Source organism: Pantoea sp. B623, from assembly GCF_024814475.1.
In the GTDB taxonomy this organism is placed as follows: domain Bacteria; phylum Pseudomonadota; class Gammaproteobacteria; order Enterobacterales; family Enterobacteriaceae; genus Pantoea; species Pantoea ananatis.
On record NZ_JANUXM010000004.1, the window covers coordinates 1,351,099 to 1,372,999 of the forward strand.

Sequence of the window (21,901 nt, forward strand, 5' to 3'; positions counted from 1 at the left end):
CTGGCCATTTCTTTATAACGGATAAGGATAAATAATGATCAGGATGGTTTGGGCCCCCGCCGCCCTCTCACTGATGCTGTTGAGCGGTTGCAGCACAACTGCCGGGCAGCCACAGGTTAAACAACTTCATCAGGAAGTTAGTCAGTTAAACCAGCAGATGCAGCGGCTTACCAGCCAGGCAAGCGCGGTGGAGATTCAGGGGCAGCTTAACGGACATTCGCAGCAGGGTGCCTGGTTATTACCTCAGGCCAATACGCCCGTTGAATTACAAACCCAGGCCGGCACGCTTCGCTTGTCTTTATCGCGTGTTGAGGCAGAAGCCAACGGCTCACGCGCTAACCTGACCCTACAGACGCGGGATAATACGCCGCTGCCGGGGCTGGAGGCTACCGTAGTCTGGGGCCAGCTCGATCCCGCGACCGGTAAACCGCTTGAGGCCGACAGTCTGACGCAAACCATCCGGATTCCCGCCTCGCTGACGCCACGCAGTTCGGTCATTGTGCCGTTGCGCCTGGGGGGTATTACGCCGGACCAGCTTGGCTATGTGCGGATTCATCAGGTACTGGCCAAAACGGCTGTACCCACACCATAAAGACAAAAAAAAGCCGCCAGTTGTCTGAACTGGCGGCTTTTTTATCATGCAACGATTACGGCAGGATTGAAGGCTGATCTGCGCCCTCTTTCTCCACTTTCTGTACCAGCATGTGTTCGCGTTTCATGCCCAGCTTCAACGCCAGCGCTGAAGAGACGTAGATCGACGAAATCGTACCAATGGTGACACCGATCAGCATGGTCAGCGAGAAGCCTTTCAGCAGCGCACCACCAAAGATGAACAGGATCAGGATCATCGCCAGCGTCGTCAGCGAGGTGATTAAGGTACGGCTCAACGTCTGGGTCAGGGACACGTTGGTAATGTCGTAAGAAGAGCCGCGACGAATTTTGCGGAAGTTCTCACGAATACGGTCCGAAACCACGATTTTATCGTTAAGCGAGTAACCGATAACCGACATCAGCGAGGCCACGATGGTGAGGTCGACTTCAACCCGGAACAGCGACAGCAGTCCACAGGTGATGATCACGTCGTGCGCCAGCGCCAGCACCGTACCCAGCGCCAGGCGCCACTCAAAGCGAATACCGATGTAGATCAGGATCGCAATCAGTGCCGACAGCAGAGCCAACGCTCCGGCCTGCGCCAGATCGCTACCCACGCTCGGTCCAACAAACTCGATACGTTTTACCGTGGCGTTTTGCTGGGTGGTCTGGTTAATCACCGTGACCACTTTGTTGCCTAACTCTGTGCCTGCAGGCCCCGTGACAGGCGGCATACGCACCATCACGTCGCGGCTGCTACCAAAGTTCTGGATCAGCGGCTCCTGAAAGCCCGCCTTGACCAGCTCGGCACGGATCGTGTCGAGGTCAGCGGGTTTTTCCAGGTTGATCTCAATCACCGTACCGCCGGTGAAATCGAGACCCCAGTTAAAACCACGTACGCCAACAATGGCAATCGAGATGATGATTAACAGTCCCGAAATGATAAATGCCAGCGTATCCCAGCGCATAAAGTCGACGACTTTACGGCCATGGTTTAACTGCTCAATGTTATATTCCTGTGCCACAACGCACTCCTCAGATAGACAGCTTTTTGATGCGCTTGCCACCGTACATCAGGTTAATGATGGCGCGGGTACCGACAATCGATGTGAACATTGAGGTCGCAATACCAATAGCCGTTGTAATCGCAAAGCCCTTAATGGAACCCGTACCGATCGCATACAGAATCACCACTTTGATCAGGGTGGTGACGTTAGCATCGACAATACTGGAGAAGGCGCCTTTGTAGCCCTCATGAATTGCCTGCTGCACGCTACGCCCGTTACGCAGTTCTTCTTTAATACGCTCGTTGATCAGTACGTTGGCATCGACCGCCACCGCCAGCGTCAGCACGATACCGGCAATGCCAGGCATCGTCAGCGTGGCGCCCGGCAGCAGTGACATGATACCGACAATCAGTACCAGGTTTGCCAGCAGTGCGCTGGTGGCAATCAGGCCCACCTTTTTGTAGTACAGCACCATAAACAGGATAGAGGCGACCAGGCCCCACAGGCAGGCTTCCAGACCCTGAGTAATGTTCTGCTGCCCCATCGTTGGACCAATAGTCCGCTCTTCCACAATCTGGATAGGCGCAATCAGCGCACCGGCACGCAGCAGGAGCGACAGCTGACGTGCTTCGTTCGGGTTGCTGATACCGGTGATGCGGAAGCTGTTACCCAGGCGAGACTGGATATTGGCGACGTTGATCACCTCTTCCTGTTTCACCAGAATGGCACGACCGTTAGCATCTTTCTTGCCGCTGTCTTTGTACTCCACAAACAGGGTCGCCATCGGCTTACCGATGTTGTCCTTGGTGAAGTTAGACATGATATTACCGCCCGCGCCGTCCAGTGAAATGTTCACCTGAGGCTGGTTGTACTCATCCATGCTGGATGTGGAATCGGTAATGTGGTCACCGGTCAGGATCACGCGTTTATAGAGCACCACAGGGCGTCCATCACGCATGTCTTTCACTTCAGAATCACCCGGTACACGGCCGCTGGCGGCGGCGGTAGGATCCACGCTGGTGTTAACCAGACGGAATTCCAGCGTCGCCGTCGCACCTAAAATTTCTTTGGCGCGCGCGGTGTCCTGAATACCTGGCAGTTCAACCACGATGCGGTCAGAACCCTGACGCTGTACCAGCGGTTCTGCAACACCCAGTTGGTTTACACGGTTACGCAGGATAGTAATGTTCTGCTGAACTGCATATTCACGTGCTTCGCTGAGGCGGGCATCGGTCATGGTGGCGCGCAGGGCATCATCGCCACTGCTGTTAATGACGAGATCCTGATGACGCGAGGATAGCCACTTAACCGCAGCATCGCGGCTGGCTGCGTCACGGAAACGAATTTCCACGCCGTAGTTAGCAATCTTGTTGACGTTGGTATAAGGGATATTCTTTTCGCGCAGGTCGCTGCGCAGGCTGTCAGCATTCTGCTCTTGCAGTTTGCTCAGGGCAGTGTCCATATCCACTTCCATCAGGAAGTGCACACCACCACGCAGATCGAGGCCAAGCTTCATGGGCTGTGCCGCCAGCAGCGTCAGCCAGCGCGGCGTGGCCGGTGCAAGGTTAAGCGCGACCACATAGTTTTCGCCCAGCGCTTTCATGATCGCTTCGCGGGCACGCAGTTGCACATCCGTATTGGCAAAACGCGCGGTAATCGCGCCATTTTCCAGCGCAACAGACTTACTTTGAATATTGTCTTGTTTTAATACGTTCTGAATTTGATCCAACGTTTGCTCACTGGCGGCGCTTCCGCGCGCGCCAGTGATCTGAACAGCCGGATCCTCACCATAAAGGTTGGGAAGTGCATACACCAGGCCAATGACAAGCACCACGACCAGCATTATGTACTTCCACAAAGGATAACGATTTAACACGGCAGTTCCCTTAGGGAAGTAAAAATTACAGCGCCTTCATAGAACCTTTCGGCAGGACGGCAGCCACGAAATCACGTTTAATAACCACTTCAGTAGTGTCGTTCAGCGCAATCGCAATGTAGCCGGTTTCTGCCACTTTGGTTACGCGACCCACCAGGCCACCATTCGTCAGGACTTCATCACCTTTGGAGATAGAATCCATCAGCTTCTTATGCTCTTTTGCACGCTTCTGCTGCGGGCGCAGGATCATGAAGTAAAAGATCAGGCCGAAGACGACCAGCATGATCACCAGAGAATACGGACTTCCCTGAGACGGTGCGCCTGCTGCAGCCACAGCGTCAGAAATGAAAAAGCTCATTAAATTTCCCTCATTGATGAATTATCAGACGTTAAAGGCGGAACCGCTTTGCCCGTCCGTTGGTAGAACTCGCTAACAAAGCGCTCTAATTTACCCTCTTCGATAGCCTGGCGTAAACCCGCCATCAGACGCTGGTAGTAGCGCAGGTTATGAATCGTGTTGAGACGCGCGCCCAGTATTTCGTTACAGCGATCAAGATGATGCAAGTACGCGCGGCTGTAATTGCGACAGGTGTAACAATCGCACTCTGCATCCAGCGGCGAAACATCATCTTTATGCTTGGCATTGCGAATTTTTACCACGCCATCGGTCACAAATAAGTGGCCATTGCGCGCATTGCGCGTTGGCATGACGCAGTCAAACATATCCACGCCGCGACGTACGCCCTCAACCAGATCCTCAGGTTTACCCACGCCCATCAGGTAACGCGGTTTATCCGCTGGGATCTGCGGGCAAACATGCTCAAGAATACGGTGCATATCCTCTTTCGGTTCACCGACCGCCAGGCCGCCCACAGCGTACCCATCAAAGCCGATCTCTACCAGACCTTTCACAGAGACATCACGTAAATCTTCGTAAACCGAACCCTGAATAATGCCAAACAGCGCATTTTTGTTACCCAGGCTGTCAAAACGGTCGCGACTGCGTTGTGCCCAGCGCAGAGACATCTCCATGGAGCGCCTGGCATAATCCCAGTCCGCCGGGTACGGCGTGCACTCATCAAAGATCATCACGATGTCCGATCCCAGGTCGTACTGGATCTCCATCGATTTTTCCGGATCGAGGAAGATAGAATCGCCGTTGATCGGGTTGCGGAAATGGACGCCGGCTTCGGTGATCTTACGAATATCGCCCAGGCTGAAGACCTGGAAGCCGCCGGAATCGGTCAGAATAGGGCCTTTCCACTGCATAAAATCATGCAAATCGCCGTGCAGCTTCATGATTTCCTGGCCGGGACGCAGCCAGAGGTGGAAGGTGTTGCCCAAAATAATTTGCGCGCCGGTTTCCTGCACTTCTTCCGGCGTCATGCCCTTCACAGTGCCATAGGTGCCCACGGGCATAAAGGCCGGGGTTTCCACCACGCCACGATCGAAAATCAGACGACCGCGACGCGCGCGACCGTCTGTGGTATCAAGCTCAAATTTCACAAGACCTCCATCGGAGAAACAGTCCGATGTTCAAAGTAAACAGATCAGGCGCCCACTTTTTCCAGCGGCGCCTGGGGGTTTTTGCTGATAAACATCGCGTCGCCGTAGCTGAAGAAACGGTATTCTTCCGCCACCGCCGCACGATAAGCAGCCATCGTGTGCTGATAACCGGCAAAGGCCGAGACCAGCATGATCAACGTCGATTCGGGCAAGTGGAAATTGGTGATCAGCGCATCAATTACCTGATACTCATAGCCCGGATAGATAAAGATTTGGGTGTCATCAAAGAATGGCGCAATCAGCGCATCCTGACTGGCTTTGGCTGCGCTTTCCAGCGAGCGTACCGAGGTGGTGCCTACCGCCACCACCTTGTTGCCGCGCGCTTTGCAGGCCAGCACCGCATCCACCACCTCCTGCGGCACTTCCGCATATTCGGCGTGCATATGGTGCTCTTCAATCGTCTCTACGCGTACCGGCTGGAACGTCCCTGCCCCAACGTGCAAGGTGACAAAAGCCATCTCAACGCCTTTGTCTTTTAGCGCCTGAATTAAGGGTTCGTCAAAGTGCAGGCCGGCGGTCGGTGCCGCCACGGCGCCAGGGCGCGCGCTGTAGACCGTCTGGTAAAGCTCGCGATCCGCTTCTTCATCCGGGCGGTCAATGTACGGCGGCAGCGGCATATGGCCTACGCTGTTGAGAATGTCCAGCACGGCACGATCGTCTTCGAATGCAATCTCGAACAGCGCATCGTGACGCGCGACCATCGTGGCTTTCACGCTCTCATCGTCGCCCAGCAGCAATTCTGCGCCTGGCTTCGGCGCTTTGGACGCCCGAACGTGTGCCAGCACGCGCTTGTCATCAAGCATGCGCTCTACCAGCATTTCAATTTTGCCGCCGCTTGCTTTACGCCCGAACACCCGGGCCGGGATCACGCGCGTGTTGTTAAACACCAGCAGATCGCCAGGCTGAAGCTTGTCCAGTACATCGGTAAAAACGCCATGGGCCAGCGCCCCGCTCGGGCCGTCCAGCGACAGCAAGCGACAACCGCTACGCTGCGCCTGAGGGTAATGGGCGATAAGGGATTCGGGCAATTCAAAAGCAAAATCGGCGACACGCATGAAAGACTTCTTACTCAGAAAAACAGGCGGCACAGTTTAGCGGAAAATCGAACAATTCTGAACAACTGGCTGCGCAAAGCGAGTTGCGCTTATAATAGCGCATGAATTTTCTTGCTCATCTTCACTTAGCCCATCTTGCAGACAGCTCACTCCTCGGCAATCTGATGGCGGATTTTGTTCGCGGTGCGCCGCATCAACACTGGCCCAAACCGGTGGCCGACGGCATTCTGATGCATCGCCGGCTTGATGTCATGACCGATGCCCTGCCGGAAGTGCGTGAGGCACGCCAGCTTTTTCGGGCAGAAACCTACCGCGTTGCGCCCATTACGCTGGATGTCGTTTGGGACCATTTTCTGGCGCGTCACTGGGATCGCTTCCATCAGGCGCACTCGCTAAAACAATTTTCGGCCCACGCCGAAAGCGAAATTGTTCCGCAGCTGGCTGCCACACCCGACGAATTTAAAGCGCTCAATGCCGTAATGTGGCGTGAACGCTGGTTCGAACATTACGCCGACCCGGAACGTCTCGAACGGGTACTGAATGGCATGGCGAGCCGTCGCCCCAGGCTGGCCGCCCTGCGCGACTCTTATCACGATTTTACGGCGCATTACTCCGCGTTTGAGGCCTGCTTTTTTCAGTTTTATCCGCGTCTGATGCAGCTGGCAGCCAATCAACAGTTGTAACCTTCCCCTGACGGCGTCAGGTTTGTGAGCGCATTTCATCGCACCACAAACCTGTAACGCTGAAAAAGCGCGCAGTCAGTAGCACGGCCGTATTGCCATTGGTTCCGGTCTGCGGCTTAATAAGTCTTGCTTAACTATGATTCACGATGCTCTCACTGTCAGACCGCCTGTTCAGGCGCTTCCTTTATCCGATATGTTTTAAAAATCATAAGAGGGAAACATGTCATCCGCTTCGCATTCTGAGATTGACGCGCGCTATCATTACGCCTGCGAAATCGCCCGTGCGGCCGCAAGCCGCGCCTGGTCATGGTATCAACAGCGTCAAAAACTGGTGGTGGAACATAAGAGGGACCTTCAGGATGTGGTCAGTGACGCTGACCGCAACGTTGAAGAATTAATTAAGTCACTGATTTCGGAGCGCTATCCTGATGATGCCGTTCTGGGAGAAGAGAGCGGCGGTGACACTCAGGGTGCCCGTATTGTATGGGTGATCGATCCCATCGATGGCACCGCCTGTTTTGTGAACGGGTTGCATAACTGGTGCGTATCGCTGGCAATTGTTTGCGACGGTGAGCCCGTCGTGGGCGTGATTTGCGATCCCAATCATCACGAACTGTTTCATGCCCGCAAAGGCAGTGGTGCCTGGCTCAACGATACCCAACTTGAGGTGCATAAAGCCCAACAGCTTAATGAGGGCCTGCTGGGAATCAGTAATTCCAGTCGGATTCCCGGAGAGCACGTGACGCAGCTCATCGATGCCCTGCTCAGGCAAGGCGGGATGTTTATTCGCATCGGCTCCGGCGCGTTAACCAGTGCCTGGGCCGCTGCAGGTCGCTTGATTGGCTATTATGAAGCGCATATGCATCCGTGGGACGGCCTGCCGGGCATCGTATTGATGCGCGAGGCCGGTGGGGTGACTAACGATTATATGCGCAACGACGGACTGAAAAAGGGCAATCCTGTTTTGCTGGCGAATACGGTAATCTATCCGCAAATTAAAGCGCTGCTCGCCACGCACGAAATTGAGGATTGATGATGTCTGCCTACCTACCCCGACATTGGTTTATGCTCTGCACTTTTTGGCTCCTGGCGGGGCCGCTGTACGCCGCCCCCGAGTACCAACTTGAGAAAGTCGTGGAGCTGAGCCGACACGGGGTACGTCCGCCGACGCCGGGTAACCGCACAGAGATTGAAGCGGCAAGCCAGCAGCCGTGGTACGTCTGGAGCACGGCGGACGGCGAACTGACGGGCCATGGCTACAGCGCGGTCGTCAATAAGGCCCGCTGGGAAGGCGACCACTATCGCCAGTTGGGTTTACTTAACGCAGGTTGCCCTGACGCGAAGGCGATCTATGTCCGCGCCAGCCCGCTGCAGCGCACGCGGGCAACTGCCGAGGCGTTGGTGGATGGCGCGTTTCCCGGCTGTGGCGTGGCGATTCATACCGTCGCCGGCGACATCGATCCTCTCTTTCAAACCGAGAAACTGCCCTTTGCCCATACAGATCCTCAACGTGAATGGGAGGCAAAACGTCACGCGGCCGGGGATTTAGCGCAGCGTCAGCAGCAGCTTCAGCCCGCGATCACGCTGCTTAAACAGTCGGTATGCCGGCCCGGCAGCGATTGCCCCTTTTTCGATCGTCCGTGGGCGTTGAAACAGACGAAAAGCGGAAGCGTCTATGTTGAGGGCCTTAGCGCCATGGCCGCCATGGTCGAGACGTTGCGTTTGGGCTACAGCGAGAACCTCCCTTTCGCGAAACTGGCATGGGGACACATCACCTCTGCCCGGCAGATCACCGCTCTGCTTCCTCTGCTCACCACTAATTATGATCTCAGCAATGACGTGCTCTACATGGCACAACGTCACGGTTCCCTGCTGCTGTCCCAGATGCTTGAGGCCATTAAAGGTAACGACCCTGACGTGCGCTGGCTGCTTCTGGTGGCACATGACACCAACATTGCGATGGTGCGCCGCTTAATGGGATTTGAATGGCAACTGCCTGGTTATACGCGGGGCAATATCCCCCCTGGCAGCAGTCTGGTACTGGAACGCTGGCGCGACAGTAAGACGCATCAGCGCTTCCTGCGCCTCTATTTTCAGGCACAAAGTCTGGACGGCCTGCGTCAGTTACAACCCGTGAACGACAGCCATCCGCTTTTACGTCAGGAGTGGCGGCAGCCCGGATGTCAAATCACCGCAGTTGGGACGCTGTGCCCGTTGCAGGCTGCCCTGACGCAGTTGGGTAAACACCTGGATAACGACGCGATGGCTCCGGTCAGCATGATCTTGCCGCCTTCGGGCTAATGAACCCAGACAGGCCGGGCGTTTACGCTGATGCGCGCGCTGGCATTTGTCTTATTTTACGGCAACTTATTTAACGGGGATGCATTTTGCATTAGCATGATTTTGTCAATCATCCCTCTGTTTGTTTCACTTGCCCTGTCCCGTTTCGGCGAGTCATTTCGCCGATTTTATTTTGTGTTGCCGGTCATTATTGGCTGTCCCAACCCCGCACATATCGGGACCGGGACAGCAAACGTGGGTTATTTGCGCACCAGCTTATAGCCCAGCAACAGCACCACGATCCATACCATCCCGACATACAGCGAAACGCGGGTATCCGGGAAATAGCCAATCAGCCCAATGATGAAACATAAAAACGCCACGCCTGCGCCTGCCGTCCAGCTTCCACCGGGCAAGGCAAAGGTTAACGTCCGGGCGGCCGCTTTGCCGATCTTGCGTCGAAACGCCATCTGCGACAGCAGAATCATGATCCAGACCCAAACGGTGGCAAAGGTCGCCAGCGAGGCGATGACCAGGAAGACTTTTTCTGGCATCAGGTAGTTGAGATATACCGCAATCAACATGGCGAACATCATCACCACCACCGTCACCCAGGGAATACCGCGTTTAGAGACCTTCATAAACATTTTGGGTGCATGGCCCTGCTGAGCCATGCCGTGCAACATACGCCCCACGCCGAAGACATCGCTGTTTATCGCCGACAGCGAGGCGGTCAGCACAACAAAATTCAGGATAGACGCGGCGGCGGCAATGCCCAGATGCTGGAACGTCAGAACAAACGGGCTGCCGTTAGTGCCGACCTGATTCCACGGGTAAATGGACATGATGACAAACAGCGTGCCCACGTAAAACACCAGGATACGCATCGGAACCGAGTTGATAGCGCGTGGGATAGAGGTTGCCGGATCTTTGGCCTCACCCGCCGTAATACCGATGATTTCAATACCGCCGTAGGCAAACATCACCATCTGCAGCGACAGCAACATCCCAACGATACCGTGGGCAAAAAAGCCGCCATTGGTCCACAGGTTATGGATACCGGTCGGTTGGCCGCCGTTGCCAATCCCCCAGACGATCATGCCAAACCCGGCCAGAATCATCACAATAATGGTCGCGACCTTAAAGAAAGAGAACCAGAACTCCACCTCACCAAACACCTTCACGCTCATCAGATTGACCGCGCCGATGATCAGCACCACGCTCAGCACCCAGATCCAGTGCGGCACCTCCGGAAACCAGACGCCCATATAGATCCCGAACGCGGTGACATCGGCGATGGCCACGATCAGAATTTCAAAGCAGTAGGTCCAGCCGGTGATGTAACCCGCCATTGGCCCGAGATAATCCTGCGCATAGCGGGAAAAAGAGCTGGCCTGAGGGTTATTGACCGACATCTCCCCCAGCGCGCGCATGATGATGTACGCCACCGCACCGCCAATAATATAGGCCAGCAGCACGCTGGGGCCCGCCATTTTGATGGCGTCCGCCGAGCCGTAGAACAGCCCGGTGCCGATCGCCGATCCCAGCGCCATAAAACGGATGTGGCGCGTGCTCAGTCCGCGTTTGAGCTTGTTGGTTTCTTGCATAACAACCTGTACCTGTGAAATGAAAAAACCACGGGCAAGCCCGTGGTTAAAGAAGAATCGATCTTAGCCGTTACGAGTGAACCGACACCTGTTCAGCCCCTTTTAACCGATCAACCAGCGCCACAATCAGCAACATCACCAGTGATGGCGGCAACCAGGCAAGGCCCTGGTCGGCTAACGGCAGATGCTGACTCAATGCGGGTAACGCTGCTGTAAACCCGGTGGTTTTGATGGCGTCAAGGATACCAAAGAGCAGGCTGACCAGCATAGTCGGCGCGATAATACGGCTGCTTTTATTCCACCAGTTCAGCGTAAAACTCAGCACGACCAGCACGATACAAGGCGGATAAATAGCCGTCAGCACCGGAATCGAAATCTGAATCAGATGGCTCAGCCCCAGGTTCGATACCACCATCGAGAACAGGCCCAGTACAAAGACCAGCGTTTTGTAAGACAAGGGCAAATACTGCGCGAAAAACTCTGCGCAGGCACAGGTCAGGCCGACCGCGGTCACCATACAGGCAATAAAAATCAGGGCGGCAAGGAAGAAGCTGCCCATGTCACCAAAGGTCTGCTGAACGTAAGCATGGAGAATTGCCGCACCGTTGGCATTCTGATCCACTAATGCACCACTGCCTGCACCCAGTTTAAACAGACTAAGGTAAACCAGGGTCAAACCAATGCCGGCGATAACCCCGGCTAAAACCGTGTAACGGGTTAACAGCGCCGCATTATCAATCCCGCGCGAACGTGCTGCGTTGACGATGACAATGCCGAAGACCATTGCGCCCAGCGTATCCATAGTGAGATAGCCGTTAACAAAACCACTGGAAAATGCGGCGCGCTGATAGTCCGCCGTCGCAGGAATCGTTCCTCCCGCCGGCCACAGCAGAGCCGCGACGCCCAGCAGCGTCAGGGCTGCAATTTTTAGCGGTGCCAGAAAATGGCCGACCGTATCCAGCAATTTCCCCGGATAGAGGGAAATCACCATCACCAGCACAAAATAAATCAGGCTGTAGATAAACAGCGGCAGCTCGCCATCGCCGGTAAGCGGAGCAATGCCCACCTCAAACGAGACCGTGGCGGTACGCGGCGTGGCAAAAAGCGGCCCTACCGCCAGGTAGCAGACCGTGGCCAGAACCACACCCGCAACTTTGCCGATGGGCGTGCTCAGGGCATCAATCCCGCCGCCGACGCGCGCAAGCGCGATCACGGTGATAACGGGCAGACCGACTGCAGTAAGCAGAAAACCAATAGCGGCCACCCAGACATGTTCGCCTGACTGAATACCCACCATGGGAGGAAAGATGATGTTACCCGCACCAACAAACAGGGCAAACGTCATGAAGCCCAGCGCGAGAATGTCTTTAACGGTTAAACGATGTGTCATACGGCCTGTCACTGATGTTGCGATGAAAGATAAGTTTGCGTTGCCCCCTCGCTGCGTTAATACAACGACCGACCAGATGATGACAGCGCATTATGCGCAGCGTCTGGTTTAGCGCAGGTGATTTAAGCTGCTTTTTTTCTGTTCACAGAGGGATAAATCGACAACGGCGGTAAGTAAAACGTTTATAGCGAAGAAAGGCAATACGGGATCGGAAAACCAGAGGGTTATTTCGCAATTTGAATCAATATTAGAGGATCACATCAATATTCTCTGCAACCGCATCAGATGATGTGCTTTAAAAATAAACAAGCGATGGTAAATATCAGCATGAAGGCGGATTTGTATGCACAAGTGGCGCATTTATTGCGCCACGCTGCACACATTCTGCTATCACCAGACCTGATTCGCGACGTTCACGACCAGTCGAATCTTCTGCCACTGCTCTGCTTCGCTCAGGCTGTTGCCCTCTTCCGTCGAGGCAAAACCACACTGCGGACTGAGGCAAATCTGATCGAGGCTGATGTACTGGGTCGCTTCCTGCAGGCGCGCTTTCACCTGTTCGGCATCTTCCAGTTCACCCACCTTCGTGGTAATTAAGCCAAGCACCGCCTGCTGATGGCCGGGCTTGATGAACCGCAGTGGTTCGAATCCGCCAGAGCGATGATTGTCGTATTCAAGGAAAAACGCATCCACATTCACGGAGCCGAACAGGATCTCGGCCACCGGCTCGTAGCCACCTTCAGAAATCCAGGTGGAGCGGAAATTGCCACGGCACACATGCAGGCCCACGGTCAGGTCGGCCGGTTTCCCTTCTAACGCCTTATTCAGCACGCGCGCGTAGGTGCGGGCCAGCTGGTCTGGATCGTCGCCACGTTCGCGGATCTCACGCTTTTGATCGTCTGAACAAAGGTAGGCCCAGACGGTATCGTCCAGCTGTAAGTAGCGACAGCCCGCGTCGTAAAAAGCTTTGATCGCCTCTTTGTAGGTCTGTGCCAGATCGTCAAAGTACACATCGAGATCGGGGTAAACGTCAGCGTCGATGACTTTTCGGCCGCCGCGAAAGTGCAGCACGCTCGGGCTGGGAATCGTCATTTTAGCTTCCGCATCGCCTGCTACGCTCTGCAGGAAACGAAAATGATCCAGCATCGGATGCCCGTCAAAACCCAGTTTGCCGGTGATTTTTACGCCCTGCGCTTTCGTCTGCACGCCGTTGAACTGAATGCCCTGCTCGGCTTCAAAATGCTCAACACCTTTCAGACCGTAGAAAAAGTCAAAATGCCACCAGCCGCGGCGAAATTCGCCATCGGTCACGACCTTGAGGCCATTTTCACGCTGCTTCGCGACCACGTCCCGAATCGCGTCGTTTTCAATATCGCGCAGTTCATCAGCGCCGATCTCACCCGCATGAAATTTTTCGCGAGCATGCTTAATAGCGGCGGGACGAAGAAAGCTGCCAACGGTGTCGGCGCGAAACGGGGCGGTTTGTCTTTGCATGATTACTCCTGGTCACCGGCCAGATAATTTCGGGCGGGAATAGTTACACAATGTTATTTTAGCCTTCCAGATGGCTAAACGTCTGGATGTAGATTCCCACGCGATGTGCTCACGTGCAAACGAATAATATTCACTTGAGATGAAATAATTTCATGTTGCGAGGCCGGATTCTGACTGTGCTCCCCTTGAGGTTTGCACCGAGGCAATCGGCGGGGATTTATGCCCCTGATGCGGCACAGGTCCCTGCCAGACGTGCGGCAGGAACGGGAAAACATGGGCGAAGGCGGTAACCCCTTTGGCTGTGGGCGAGCGGGGAAACTTACCGGAGGGAGGCGCGCGCCAGGTTCATTTGCGTTTCAGACAGCGGCAGATAGCCAGCCTCGATGACGCGCTGCTGCCCTGCACTAGACAGAACCTGTTCCAGAAAGGCGGCTAACAACGGCGGCAAGGGCTTACCTGGCACTTTATTAACGTACAGATAGAGCGGACGTGCCCAGGGATAGCGACCGCTGCGGATGGATTCAGGATCGGGCGCAACGGCTTCCCCCCTTTTTGTGATAACCGGCAGCAGTTTTACCCCACTCAGGTGAAAACCGAAGCTGGCATAACCGATGCTGCGCGGATCCCCGGCGACCGCCTGTACCACCGCCGCCGAGCCGGGAAACTCCGCCACGTCGTTGCGGAAATCGCCCTGACACAGCGCCTGCTGCTTGAAGAATCCCCATGTGCCGGAGGCCGAATTGCGGCCATAGCGCTGGATAGATCGCTGCTGCCACTCAGCCTGATGCAGACCCAAATCGCCCCAGCGTTCGGGCACCTGGTTTGCGCCACACAGACGCGTGACGGAGAACAACGCATCAAGCTGGCGGGGATCGATGGACGTCAGCGGATTGCGCTGGTTGACCACCACCACCAACGCGTCCATCGCCACCGGCACGGCCAACGGAGGATAACCGTATCGCGCCTCAAACGCCTGGCGCTCATCCGCCTGCATGGGACGGCTCATTGCCCCTAACTGGACGGATCCGGCTGTCAGCGCGGTTGGCGCCGTTGAGGAGCCCGATGCCTGAACCTGCACATTTACCCCGGGTGACTGACGGCTAAAATCATCGCCCCACAGGGTCATCAGATAGCCGAGCGTGTCCGAGCCTGCGCTGCTGAGATTGCCTGAAAGCATCACCGGCTGCGCCTGCACCAAGGCAGGCAAGAGAGAAAAGAACAGCAAAAAAAGAAGGCGCATCGTTCCGGTCCGTCAGCAGTTAATGAACCGCATTCTCCTGCATCCCGTTAGTCACAATCAACCGTGGTGCCAGGGTAAAGGTAAAACAGGTTTCCTGGTGCGGGATGCTGGTGATCTCCAGCCGCGCATTGTGATGGCTGAGCGCATGCTTCACGATGGCCAGCCCAAGACCGCTGCCGCCGGTCGCACGTGAACGCGCTTTATCCACCCGATAAAACCGCTCTGTCAGGCGCGGGATGTGCTCAGGTGGAATGCCGGGGCCGTTATCACAGACTGTAAATACCGCGCCCTGCTTGCTGCGCAGCCAGCTGATATCAATGCGCGTCCCCTCGGGCGTGTGGTTCACCGCGTTGTAGACCAGGTTGGAGATAGCACTGCGTAATTGTTCATCATTGCCAAAGACTTTCAGGTGAGGATCGGTATGAAAATGGATGGCGTGACGCCCGCCGCTCAGGGTTTCAGCTTCATGCTGCAGGAGTTTGAGCATAACCGGTACATCAACCTTTTCTTTCAGGTTAATGGCCGGAGCCGCCTCGATGCGCGACAGCGTCAGGAGCTGTTTGACCAGGCTATCCATTCGCCGGGTTTGCTCCGACATGGTGTGCAACGCTTTGTCCCGTGAGCGCTGATTCATGACGGAGTCATTCATCATTTCCAGATAGCCCTGAAGCACCGTTAAAGGCGTGCGCAGTTCATGGCTGACGTTGGCAAAGAAGTTTCGCCGTGCCCCTTCAAGCTGATGCATCTGGGTTACGTCGCGAGCCACCATCAGCCACTGGCCTTCGCTGTAGGGCATCACACGGAATTCCATGTGGTGCTGGTTATTCAGCACCAGCGTAAGCGGCTTATCGAAATCACGTTGCCGCAGATAGCGAGAAAATTCAGGATAACGCAGCAGATTAAGGATATTTTGCCCGTTATCTTCTGGCCAGCGCAGCCCCAGGTGCTGCTGGGCCAAGCCGTTGCACCAGAAAATAGTGCCCTCTTCGGTGGTAAGTATCACGGCGTCCGGCAGCGACTCCGCGCCGCTGCGAAACCGCTTAATCAGATTACCTAATTCGCGCCGCCGCCGCCGGTTGCGCAGTTGCATTTGATACAACCCGTAAAACAGCGGTTCCCAACTGGCCTGTCCGGACGGTGGCGTCATCGTGCGATCCAGCCACAGCCAGTGAGACAGGCGCATCAGGTTGTAAAAATGCCACAGTAAAATACCGACTACGCTCAGTAACAGCAGCCACGGCAAATAGCCGAACAGCAGGCCGAGCACCAGCGCAGGCAGACACGCCAGCACCAGTTCGGACAGTAATCTCTTCCAGGAGAGGCGTTCCAGCACGGTTAAAGCTCCGTTTAAAAGCGGGCAGAGAAACGATAACCTGTTCCGCGTACGGTTTGTACCATGCGATCGTGGCCGGTCAGTTCCAGCGCCTTACGTAAACGACGAATATGAACGTCAACCGTACGATCTTCAACATAGACGTTAGTGCCCCAGACATGATTGAGTAACTGCTCACGGCTGTAAACACGTTCAGGATGGGTCATAAAGAAATGCAGCAGCTTGTATTCTGTCGGCCCCATTTCCAGCGGTGTGGTTTCTGACATCACGCGATGCGAAGATGGATCCAGGCTCAGGCCCTGCATTTCGATCACATCTTCTACCGCCATCGGCGAAATACGACGCATAACGGCTTTAATTCGCGCCATCAGCTCTTTCGGGGAAAACGGTTTGGTGATGTAGTCATCGGCACCGACTTCCAGTCCGCGTACCCGATCTTCTTCCTCGCCGCGCGCGGTGAGCATCATGACCGGTATATCACGCGTCATGGCTTCACGCTTAAGATGTTTAATAAATTGTATGCCGCTGCCGCCGGGTAACATCCAGTCCAGCAGGATCAGGTCAGGCCAGGGTTCAATCAGCTTGCTGACGGCGCTGTCATAATCTTCTGCCTCAATCGGCTGATAATCGTTTTGTTCCAGTACGAAACATAACATTTCACGGATTGGAGCTTCATCTTCCACAACTAAAATGCGCTTAGCCATTATTACTCCTGCAGGTAGGACGGCTTTCACTGATATTTGCGGCGCCATTATGCGTCAGTTTTGTGACACTTTTATGAAAAAGTTAGCCATAAAAACCGGCCTGCAACAACCATTTATGACAACATGACGACATGTTTTGTGGCTTTAGTGACTGAGCCAGTATAATTGCCGGGCAAATCGATTTGGCAGGGAGTTTTATGCGCATTATCCACACCGCGGACTGGCACCTGGGGCAGTTCTTCTATAACAAGAGCCGCGCCGCCGAGCACCAGGCCTTTCTTGACTGGCTGTTAATACAGATCGAACAGCATCAGGTCGATGCGCTGATTGTGGCGGGCGACCTGTTTGATACCGGTACGCCGCCCAGCTATGCGCGTGAAATGTTTAACCGCTTCGTGGTGGCGTTACAGCCCAGCGGCTGTCAACTGGTGGTGCTGGCGGGCAATCATGACTCGGTGGCAACGCTGAATGAATCGCGCGAACTGCTGGCCTGTCTGAACACCCGGGTCGTTGCCACGCCGCAGGAGAGTGACGACGTCATGATTCTGACAACCCGCCAGGGTGAACCCGGCGCGCTGCTGTGCGCGATTCCCTATCTGCGCCCGCGCGACATTATGCGCAGCCAGGCCGGTCAGTCTGGACGGGATAAACAGCTCAGCCTGCTGGAGGCCATCAGCGCCCATTATCAGCGCAGCTTTGCGGCGGCACAGGCGCTGAACATGTCCCTGCCGATCGTGGCGACCGGCCACCTTACCGCCCTTGGCGTCAGCAAAAGTGACTCCGTGCGCGATATCTACATCGGCACGCTGGATGCGTTTCCTGCCTCGGCGTTTCCGCCGGCCGATTACATCGCCCTTGGACATATTCATCGCGCTCAGCGCGTCGCGAACAGCGACCATATTCGCTACAGCGGCTCCCCTATTCCGCTGAGCTTTGACGAGCTGGGCAGCGAAAAAAGTGTCTGTCTGCTGACTTTCAGCCCGCGCGGCCTGGAAACCCTGACCCTGCCGGTTCCCACCTTCCAGCCGATGCAGATGCTTAAAGGCTCCCTGGCGCAAATCAGTGAGCAGCTCGCTCACCTTTCCCCTCCCAGCGGAGAGAAGCCGGTCTGGCTCGATATAGAAGTCACCACCCAAGAGTACTTAAGCGATCTGCAGCGCCAGGTTGAAGCGCTGACGGCAGATTTACCGGTGGAAGTGCTGCTATTACGCCGCAGTCGTGAACAGCGCCAGCACAGCCTGGCGCAAACGGATAACGAAACCCTGAGCGAACTTAAGGTCGAAGAGGTTTTTGCCCGACGCCTGGCGCTTAATGAGGAGCTTGATGACAAGCAGATCGTCCAGGTCACGACCCTGTTTAAGCAGACGCTGGCCGACCTGGAGGCGAACCCATGAAGATCCTCACGCTGCGATTCAAAAACCTGAATGCGCTGAAAGGAGAATGGTTTATCGATTTTCGCACCGAACCTTTCGCCAGTAATGGTCTGTTTGCCATTACCGGCGCGACAGGTGCCGGTAAAACCACCTTACTGGACGCTATCTGCCTGGCGCTGTATCACCAGACGCCGCGCCTGGGTGCGATTTCTCAGGGCCACAACCCGCTGATGACGCGCGACTGCGCCGAGTGCCTGGCCGAAGTCGAGTTTGAAATCAAAGGTGAGGCCTGGCGGGCATTCTGGAGCCAGAACCGCGCACGAGGCACGGCCGACGGCAAACTGCAGGCTCCCCGCGTCGAGCTGGCTCGCTGCGCAGATAATCAGATCGTTGCAGACAAAGTGGGCGACAAGCTCAGGCTTACCGAAACGCTTAGCGGCCTGGATTTTGAACGTTTTACCCGTTCAATGATGCTGTCACAGGGCCAGTTCGCCGCATTTCTTAACGCCAAAGCGAATGAGCGCGCAGAGCTGCTGGAAGAGCTGACCGGAACGGAAATTTACGGGCTGGTTTCCATGGCCGCGTTTGAGCGCCATAAAGAAGCCAAAAATGCGCTGGAACTGATGCGCAGTCGGGCAGGCGGCATGGCACTGCTTGATGAGGCGACCCGCGCCGGGCTGCAGCAACAGCAGGCAGCCCTGACTGAGGCCGAGCAGCAACTCAGCCGTCAGTTTGACACCGCTCAGCGGCAGCAGCAGTGGCTGCAGCTGGCACAGCAGCTGAGCGCGGATGCTGAACAGGTGAACGCCGCCCGTCAGGCCGCCAACGCGGCGAGTCAGGCGGCAGAGGCCGATCGCCAGCGTCTGGCACGAAGTGAACCGGCAGAAAAACTGCGCGGTGCGCTGCAACAGCGCGACAACCTGCAGACTGAACGCGCGGAGCTGCAACAGCGTCAGCAGCAGTTAAACCAGCAGATGCAGGCGACGGCCCACGAGCAGCAGCAGTTGCAGCAGCGTTATCAGGAAACCGAAGCGGCGCGCGAACAGGTGCGTTTGCAACAGCACCAGCAGGAAACGCTACTGAGCGGACAGGTTATTCCACTCGATCAGGCGCTCTCGGCCCTGCAGCAGCAAATTCAACAGCTGCAGCATGAAACCGCACAGCAGCAGGCGAGCTGTACGCAGCGTGAACAGGCGATGCAAACCGAGCAACATAAGGTCAGCGATCTCCAGCAGGCGCTGGCACAGCAGCAGGCGCGTCGGCAACAGCTGGCGGATATGCCGGTTTGGGGCGAAAATCTTCCGCTGTGGCAGGACCGCTTTGCTCAACTGGCCCGCCATGAAACCGATCAGGCGGCGTCGGCGCAGCAAATTCAGCAACAGGCGTTGCAGCTTCATCAGCGCCAGCAGCAGGTCGAACAGCTGCAACAACAGCTTGCGCCATTGAAGCAGGCCGGGCAACTCACGCAGCAGACCTTGTCTGACGCTGAGCAAGCACTAACATCGCTCCATAAGGCGCATCCTCCCGAAGCCTTGCGTCAGGCCTTAAAGCAGTTAACTCAACAGCGTGACGCACGTCAGACGCTGACGTTACTTGCAGCCCAGTGGCAGCCGCTACATCAGCAGCGCGGTCAGTATGAAAAACGGTTACAGGATCTGGAAAAAGCCTGCCAGCAGGCTGAGGCTGAATTACTGACGCTGCGGGAAACATGGAAGCGGGAGAAACAGCAACTCACCGACGTGGAGAAGATTTGCCAGCTTGAAAGCCATATTGCCGATCTGGAAGAACACCGGGCGCGGCTGGAGGCCGGGCAACCCTGCCCTTTGTGCGGTTCCTGCGAACACCCCGCGGTTGAAACCTACCGCACGCTCGAAGTCAGCGCCAACCAACAGCGCAAAGCCGTGCTGCAAAAACAGGTGGAAGCACTGAGCGAAACCGGTACGGCCAAAAATGAGCAGATAAAACACCTTAAGGGCCAGCAGCAGTCTCTGCGCGACGAGCTCGCCAGTGTAGTGCAGCAGCTGGATGCATTGACCCAGCGCTGGCAGGCACTGAGCGGTGAGCTTGCGCTTACCTTCACTCTGAACGACACCGACGCGCTGGACCACTGGCTGCAGGCGCAAAGCCGTCAGGAACAGGCATTAACTTCGCAGACAGAGACGCTGGAACACGCCGAGCGAACGTATCAGGCGGCAAAAGAACAGCATCTGCAACAGCAGCAGACACAGCAGCAACACCAGCAAACGCTGCAGTTGACGCAACAGCAGCTGGAGAACGAACACCAGGCGTTACTGACTTTACAGCGCCATCACCAACAGGCTCAGGCGAATGCTCAGCCGCTCCAGGAGGGGCTGGCGCAACAATTCGCAGGCTTCGGCCTGACGCTGCCTGACAGCGCACAGCGCGACAGCTGGCTGGCTGAACAGCAACAGCGCTGGCAGCAGTGGCAGGAAAGTGAGCGGTTGCTTGCTAACTTGCAGCCTCAGTTGGCGCGCGCGGAAAGCCAGGCTGACGCCCTGCGCCAACAGCTGCAGCTTGAGCAGCAGCGCCTGAATCAGCAGCAACAGCAGCTCGCCGCACTGGACCAGCAATACCGCGAAAAACGTCAGCAGCGTGAGGCGTTGTTTGGCGATCGGGATGTCATTCAGGCCCGTCGGCAGATGCAGGAGAGCGTCGAGCATCATGAGGCGCAGCTGACGCAGCAGCGTGAAAGGCTGCAGCAGTCTCAGGCTGAAGCCAGCCGCCTCCACGGCCAACTGACGTTGCTGGAGAGCCAGCTACACAGGTTGGGCACTCGCCTGACGGACGCTGAGCAGCACTTCAACGCCGCGCTGACTGCGGCGGAATTCCCGGACGAGGCGAGCCTGCGCGCCGCGTTGCTTGACGAGCATGAAGCGCAACAGCTTCGCCAGCGACTGCAGCAGATCGATCAGCATCTGCTCCATCAACAATCCCGCCTGGCAGAGCTGCAGCAACGGCTGGCAACCCATGAGCAGGCTAAACCCGATAAGATGCCTGAGTCCGCCGATGCACTGACCACACAGCTGGAAGCATTGCGGCATTCTCTGAGGGAGAACGCCAGTCAGCAGGGACAACTGCAGCAGCAGTTGCAAAGCGACGCCAGCCTGCGGACCCAGCAGCAAACGTTGCTGGCTCAGATTGCGCAGGAGGAAACCACGCTGGCGCAGTGGGCGTTGCTTAACGATCTGATCGGCTCGGCGACCGGGGATAAATTCCGGCGCTTTGCCCAGGGACTCACGCTCGATCACCTTGTGGCGCTGGCTAACCGCCAGCTGGATCGTCTGCATGGTCGCTACCTTTTACAGCGCCGCGCCATCGATGCGCTGGAACTGGACGTGGTGGATACCTGGCAGGCGGACAGCGCACGCGATACCCGCACGCTGTCAGGTGGAGAAAGCTTTCTGGTGAGCCTTGCGCTGGCGCTGGCGCTATCCGATCTGGTCAGCCATAAAACCCGCATCGAGTCGTTATTTCTTGATGAGGGTTTCGGCACGCTGGACGCAGAGACGCTGGATACCGCCCTGGATGCGCTGGATGCGCTCAATGCCAGTGGAAAAACCATTGGCGTGATCAGTCACGTCGAGGCGATGAAAGAGCGCATTCCGGTGCAAATTAAGGTCCGCAAAATGAATGGCCTGGGTTACAGCAAACTTGAATTGCCGGGTACGTAAGAGGTTAATT

The 21,901-nt window shown here is 56.1% G+C and carries 17 protein-coding genes; 6 read left to right on the forward strand and 11 right to left on the reverse strand.

Annotated elements, in window-relative coordinates:
* Positions 1 to 34 precede the first annotated feature (34 nt).
* Complete coding sequence (locus NXS97_RS08250; RefSeq protein WP_013024857.1) at positions 35 to 592, forward strand: DUF3251 domain-containing protein; 558 nt, start codon at positions 35 to 37, stop codon at positions 590 to 592.
* A gap of 55 nt (positions 593 to 647) precedes the next feature.
* Here NXS97_RS08250 and secF read toward each other — a convergent pair whose 3' ends face one another.
* From secF to queA, 5 genes are read right to left on the reverse strand one after another with little or no spacing between them, the layout of a single operon-like run.
* Entirely contained in the window at positions 648 to 1,616 is a 969-nt protein-coding gene (secF, locus tag NXS97_RS08255; RefSeq protein ID WP_014606451.1) for a protein translocase subunit SecF, read from the reverse strand.
* 10 nt (positions 1,617 to 1,626) lie between these two features.
* Positions 1,627 to 3,474: a protein translocase subunit SecD gene (secD, locus tag NXS97_RS08260; RefSeq protein WP_013024855.1), complete on the reverse strand. Its 1,848-nt coding sequence runs from the start codon at positions 3,472 to 3,474 to the stop codon at positions 1,627 to 1,629.
* Between the two features lie 25 nt (positions 3,475 to 3,499).
* Positions 3,500 to 3,832 carry a preprotein translocase subunit YajC gene (gene yajC, locus NXS97_RS08265; RefSeq protein WP_006117993.1) on the reverse strand — a complete coding sequence of 111 codons (333 nt, stop codon included), beginning with the start codon at positions 3,830 to 3,832 and terminating at the stop codon, positions 3,500 to 3,502.
* On the reverse strand, positions 3,832 to 4,980 hold the full coding sequence (gene tgt, locus NXS97_RS08270; RefSeq protein ID WP_041455999.1) for a tRNA guanosine(34) transglycosylase Tgt: 1,149 nt from the start codon (positions 4,978 to 4,980) through the stop codon (positions 3,832 to 3,834). Before tgt ends, yajC begins: the two co-directional genes overlap by 1 nt.
* Positions 4,981 to 5,024: 44 nt before the next feature.
* The gene (gene queA, locus NXS97_RS08275) at positions 5,025 to 6,095 is read right to left on the reverse strand and encodes a tRNA preQ1(34) S-adenosylmethionine ribosyltransferase-isomerase QueA (protein ID WP_014593059.1); all 1,071 of its coding nucleotides are present in this window, start codon (positions 6,093 to 6,095) and stop codon (positions 5,025 to 5,027) included.
* 101 nt (positions 6,096 to 6,196) lie between these two features.
* On the opposite strand from queA, the gene NXS97_RS08280 reads away from it, so the two are divergent.
* The 3 genes from NXS97_RS08280 (at position 6,197) to NXS97_RS08290 (ending at position 9,079) form a co-directional block, all read left to right on the forward strand.
* On the forward strand, positions 6,197 to 6,778 hold the full coding sequence (locus NXS97_RS08280; protein ID WP_116219502.1) for an ACP phosphodiesterase: 582 nt from the start codon (positions 6,197 to 6,199) through the stop codon (positions 6,776 to 6,778).
* Positions 6,779 to 6,998: 220 nt separating this feature from the next.
* Entirely contained in the window at positions 6,999 to 7,811 is an 813-nt protein-coding gene (locus NXS97_RS08285; protein ID WP_116219501.1) for an inositol monophosphatase, read from the forward strand.
* Complete coding sequence (locus NXS97_RS08290) at positions 7,811 to 9,079, forward strand: histidine-type phosphatase (RefSeq protein ID WP_116219500.1); 1,269 nt, start codon at positions 7,811 to 7,813, stop codon at positions 9,077 to 9,079. Before NXS97_RS08285 ends, NXS97_RS08290 begins: the two co-directional genes overlap by 1 nt.
* A 239-nt stretch (positions 9,080 to 9,318) precedes the next feature.
* Here NXS97_RS08290 and proY read toward each other — a convergent pair whose 3' ends face one another.
* The 6 genes from proY to phoB form a co-directional block, all read right to left on the reverse strand.
* Positions 9,319 to 10,665, reverse strand: coding sequence for a proline-specific permease ProY (gene proY, locus NXS97_RS08295; protein WP_013024849.1), 1,347 nt, complete (start codon positions 10,663 to 10,665; stop codon positions 9,319 to 9,321).
* A 70-nt stretch (positions 10,666 to 10,735) separates the two neighbouring features.
* Positions 10,736 to 12,055 (reverse strand): branched-chain amino acid transport system II carrier protein, encoded by a 1,320-nt coding sequence (gene brnQ, locus NXS97_RS08300; RefSeq protein WP_014593055.1) that lies wholly within the window; start codon positions 12,053 to 12,055, stop codon positions 10,736 to 10,738.
* A 390-nt stretch (positions 12,056 to 12,445) separates the two neighbouring features.
* Positions 12,446 to 13,549, reverse strand: coding sequence for a cobalamin-independent methionine synthase II family protein (locus NXS97_RS08305; RefSeq protein WP_116219499.1), 1,104 nt, complete (start codon positions 13,547 to 13,549; stop codon positions 12,446 to 12,448).
* A gap of 319 nt (positions 13,550 to 13,868) precedes the next feature.
* Entirely contained in the window at positions 13,869 to 14,789 is a 921-nt protein-coding gene (locus tag NXS97_RS08310) for a PstS family phosphate ABC transporter substrate-binding protein (protein WP_064373309.1), read from the reverse strand.
* 19 nt (positions 14,790 to 14,808) lie between these two features.
* A complete protein-coding gene (gene phoR, locus NXS97_RS08315) occupies positions 14,809 to 16,122 on the reverse strand; it encodes a phosphate regulon sensor histidine kinase PhoR (protein WP_013024845.1) in 1,314 nt (437 codons plus the stop codon).
* A 14-nt stretch (positions 16,123 to 16,136) separates the two neighbouring features.
* Positions 16,137 to 16,826, reverse strand: coding sequence for a phosphate response regulator transcription factor PhoB (phoB, locus tag NXS97_RS08320; RefSeq protein WP_014606457.1), 690 nt, complete (start codon positions 16,824 to 16,826; stop codon positions 16,137 to 16,139).
* 197 nt (positions 16,827 to 17,023) lie between these two features.
* Between phoB and sbcD the strand changes: the two genes are divergently transcribed.
* Positions 17,024 to 18,220 (forward strand): exonuclease subunit SbcD, encoded by a 1,197-nt coding sequence (sbcD, locus tag NXS97_RS08325; RefSeq protein WP_072137841.1) that lies wholly within the window; start codon positions 17,024 to 17,026, stop codon positions 18,218 to 18,220.
* Positions 18,217 to 21,891, forward strand: coding sequence for an AAA family ATPase (locus NXS97_RS08330; RefSeq protein WP_116219498.1), 3,675 nt, complete (start codon positions 18,217 to 18,219; stop codon positions 21,889 to 21,891). The genes sbcD and NXS97_RS08330 overlap by 4 nt, the downstream gene beginning before the upstream one ends.
* Positions 21,892 to 21,901: the final 10 nt, after the last annotated feature.

Bases quoted from the DNA above. Each gene is read 5' to 3' on its own strand.
- sbcD (WP_072137841.1), top strand. From the start codon at position 17,024: ATGCGCATTATCCACACCGCGGACTGGCACCTGGGGCAGTTCTTCTAT.
- NXS97_RS08250 (WP_013024857.1), top strand. From the start codon at position 35: ATGATCAGGATGGTTTGGGCCCCCGCCGCCCTCTCACTGATGCTGTTG.
- proY (WP_013024849.1), bottom strand. From the start codon at position 10,665: ATGCAAGAAACCAACAAGCTCAAACGCGGACTGAGCACGCGCCACATC.
- NXS97_RS08280 (WP_116219502.1), top strand. From the start codon at position 6,197: ATGAATTTTCTTGCTCATCTTCACTTAGCCCATCTTGCAGACAGCTCA.
- NXS97_RS08290 (WP_116219500.1), top strand. From the start codon at position 7,811: ATGATGTCTGCCTACCTACCCCGACATTGGTTTATGCTCTGCACTTTT.
- brnQ (WP_014593055.1), bottom strand. From the start codon at position 12,055: ATGACACATCGTTTAACCGTTAAAGACATTCTCGCGCTGGGCTTCATG.
- NXS97_RS08285 (WP_116219501.1), top strand. From the start codon at position 6,999: ATGTCATCCGCTTCGCATTCTGAGATTGACGCGCGCTATCATTACGCC.
- NXS97_RS08305 (WP_116219499.1), bottom strand. From the start codon at position 13,549: ATGCAAAGACAAACCGCCCCGTTTCGCGCCGACACCGTTGGCAGCTTT.
- phoB (WP_014606457.1), bottom strand. From the start codon at position 16,826: ATGGCTAAGCGCATTTTAGTTGTGGAAGATGAAGCTCCAATCCGTGAA.
- NXS97_RS08310 (WP_064373309.1), bottom strand. From the start codon at position 14,789: ATGCGCCTTCTTTTTTTGCTGTTCTTTTCTCTCTTGCCTGCCTTGGTG.
- queA (WP_014593059.1), bottom strand. From the start codon at position 6,095: ATGCGTGTCGCCGATTTTGCTTTTGAATTGCCCGAATCCCTTATCGCC.
- NXS97_RS08330 (WP_116219498.1), top strand. From the start codon at position 18,217: ATGAAGATCCTCACGCTGCGATTCAAAAACCTGAATGCGCTGAAAGGA.
- yajC (WP_006117993.1), bottom strand. From the start codon at position 3,832: ATGAGCTTTTTCATTTCTGACGCTGTGGCTGCAGCAGGCGCACCGTCT.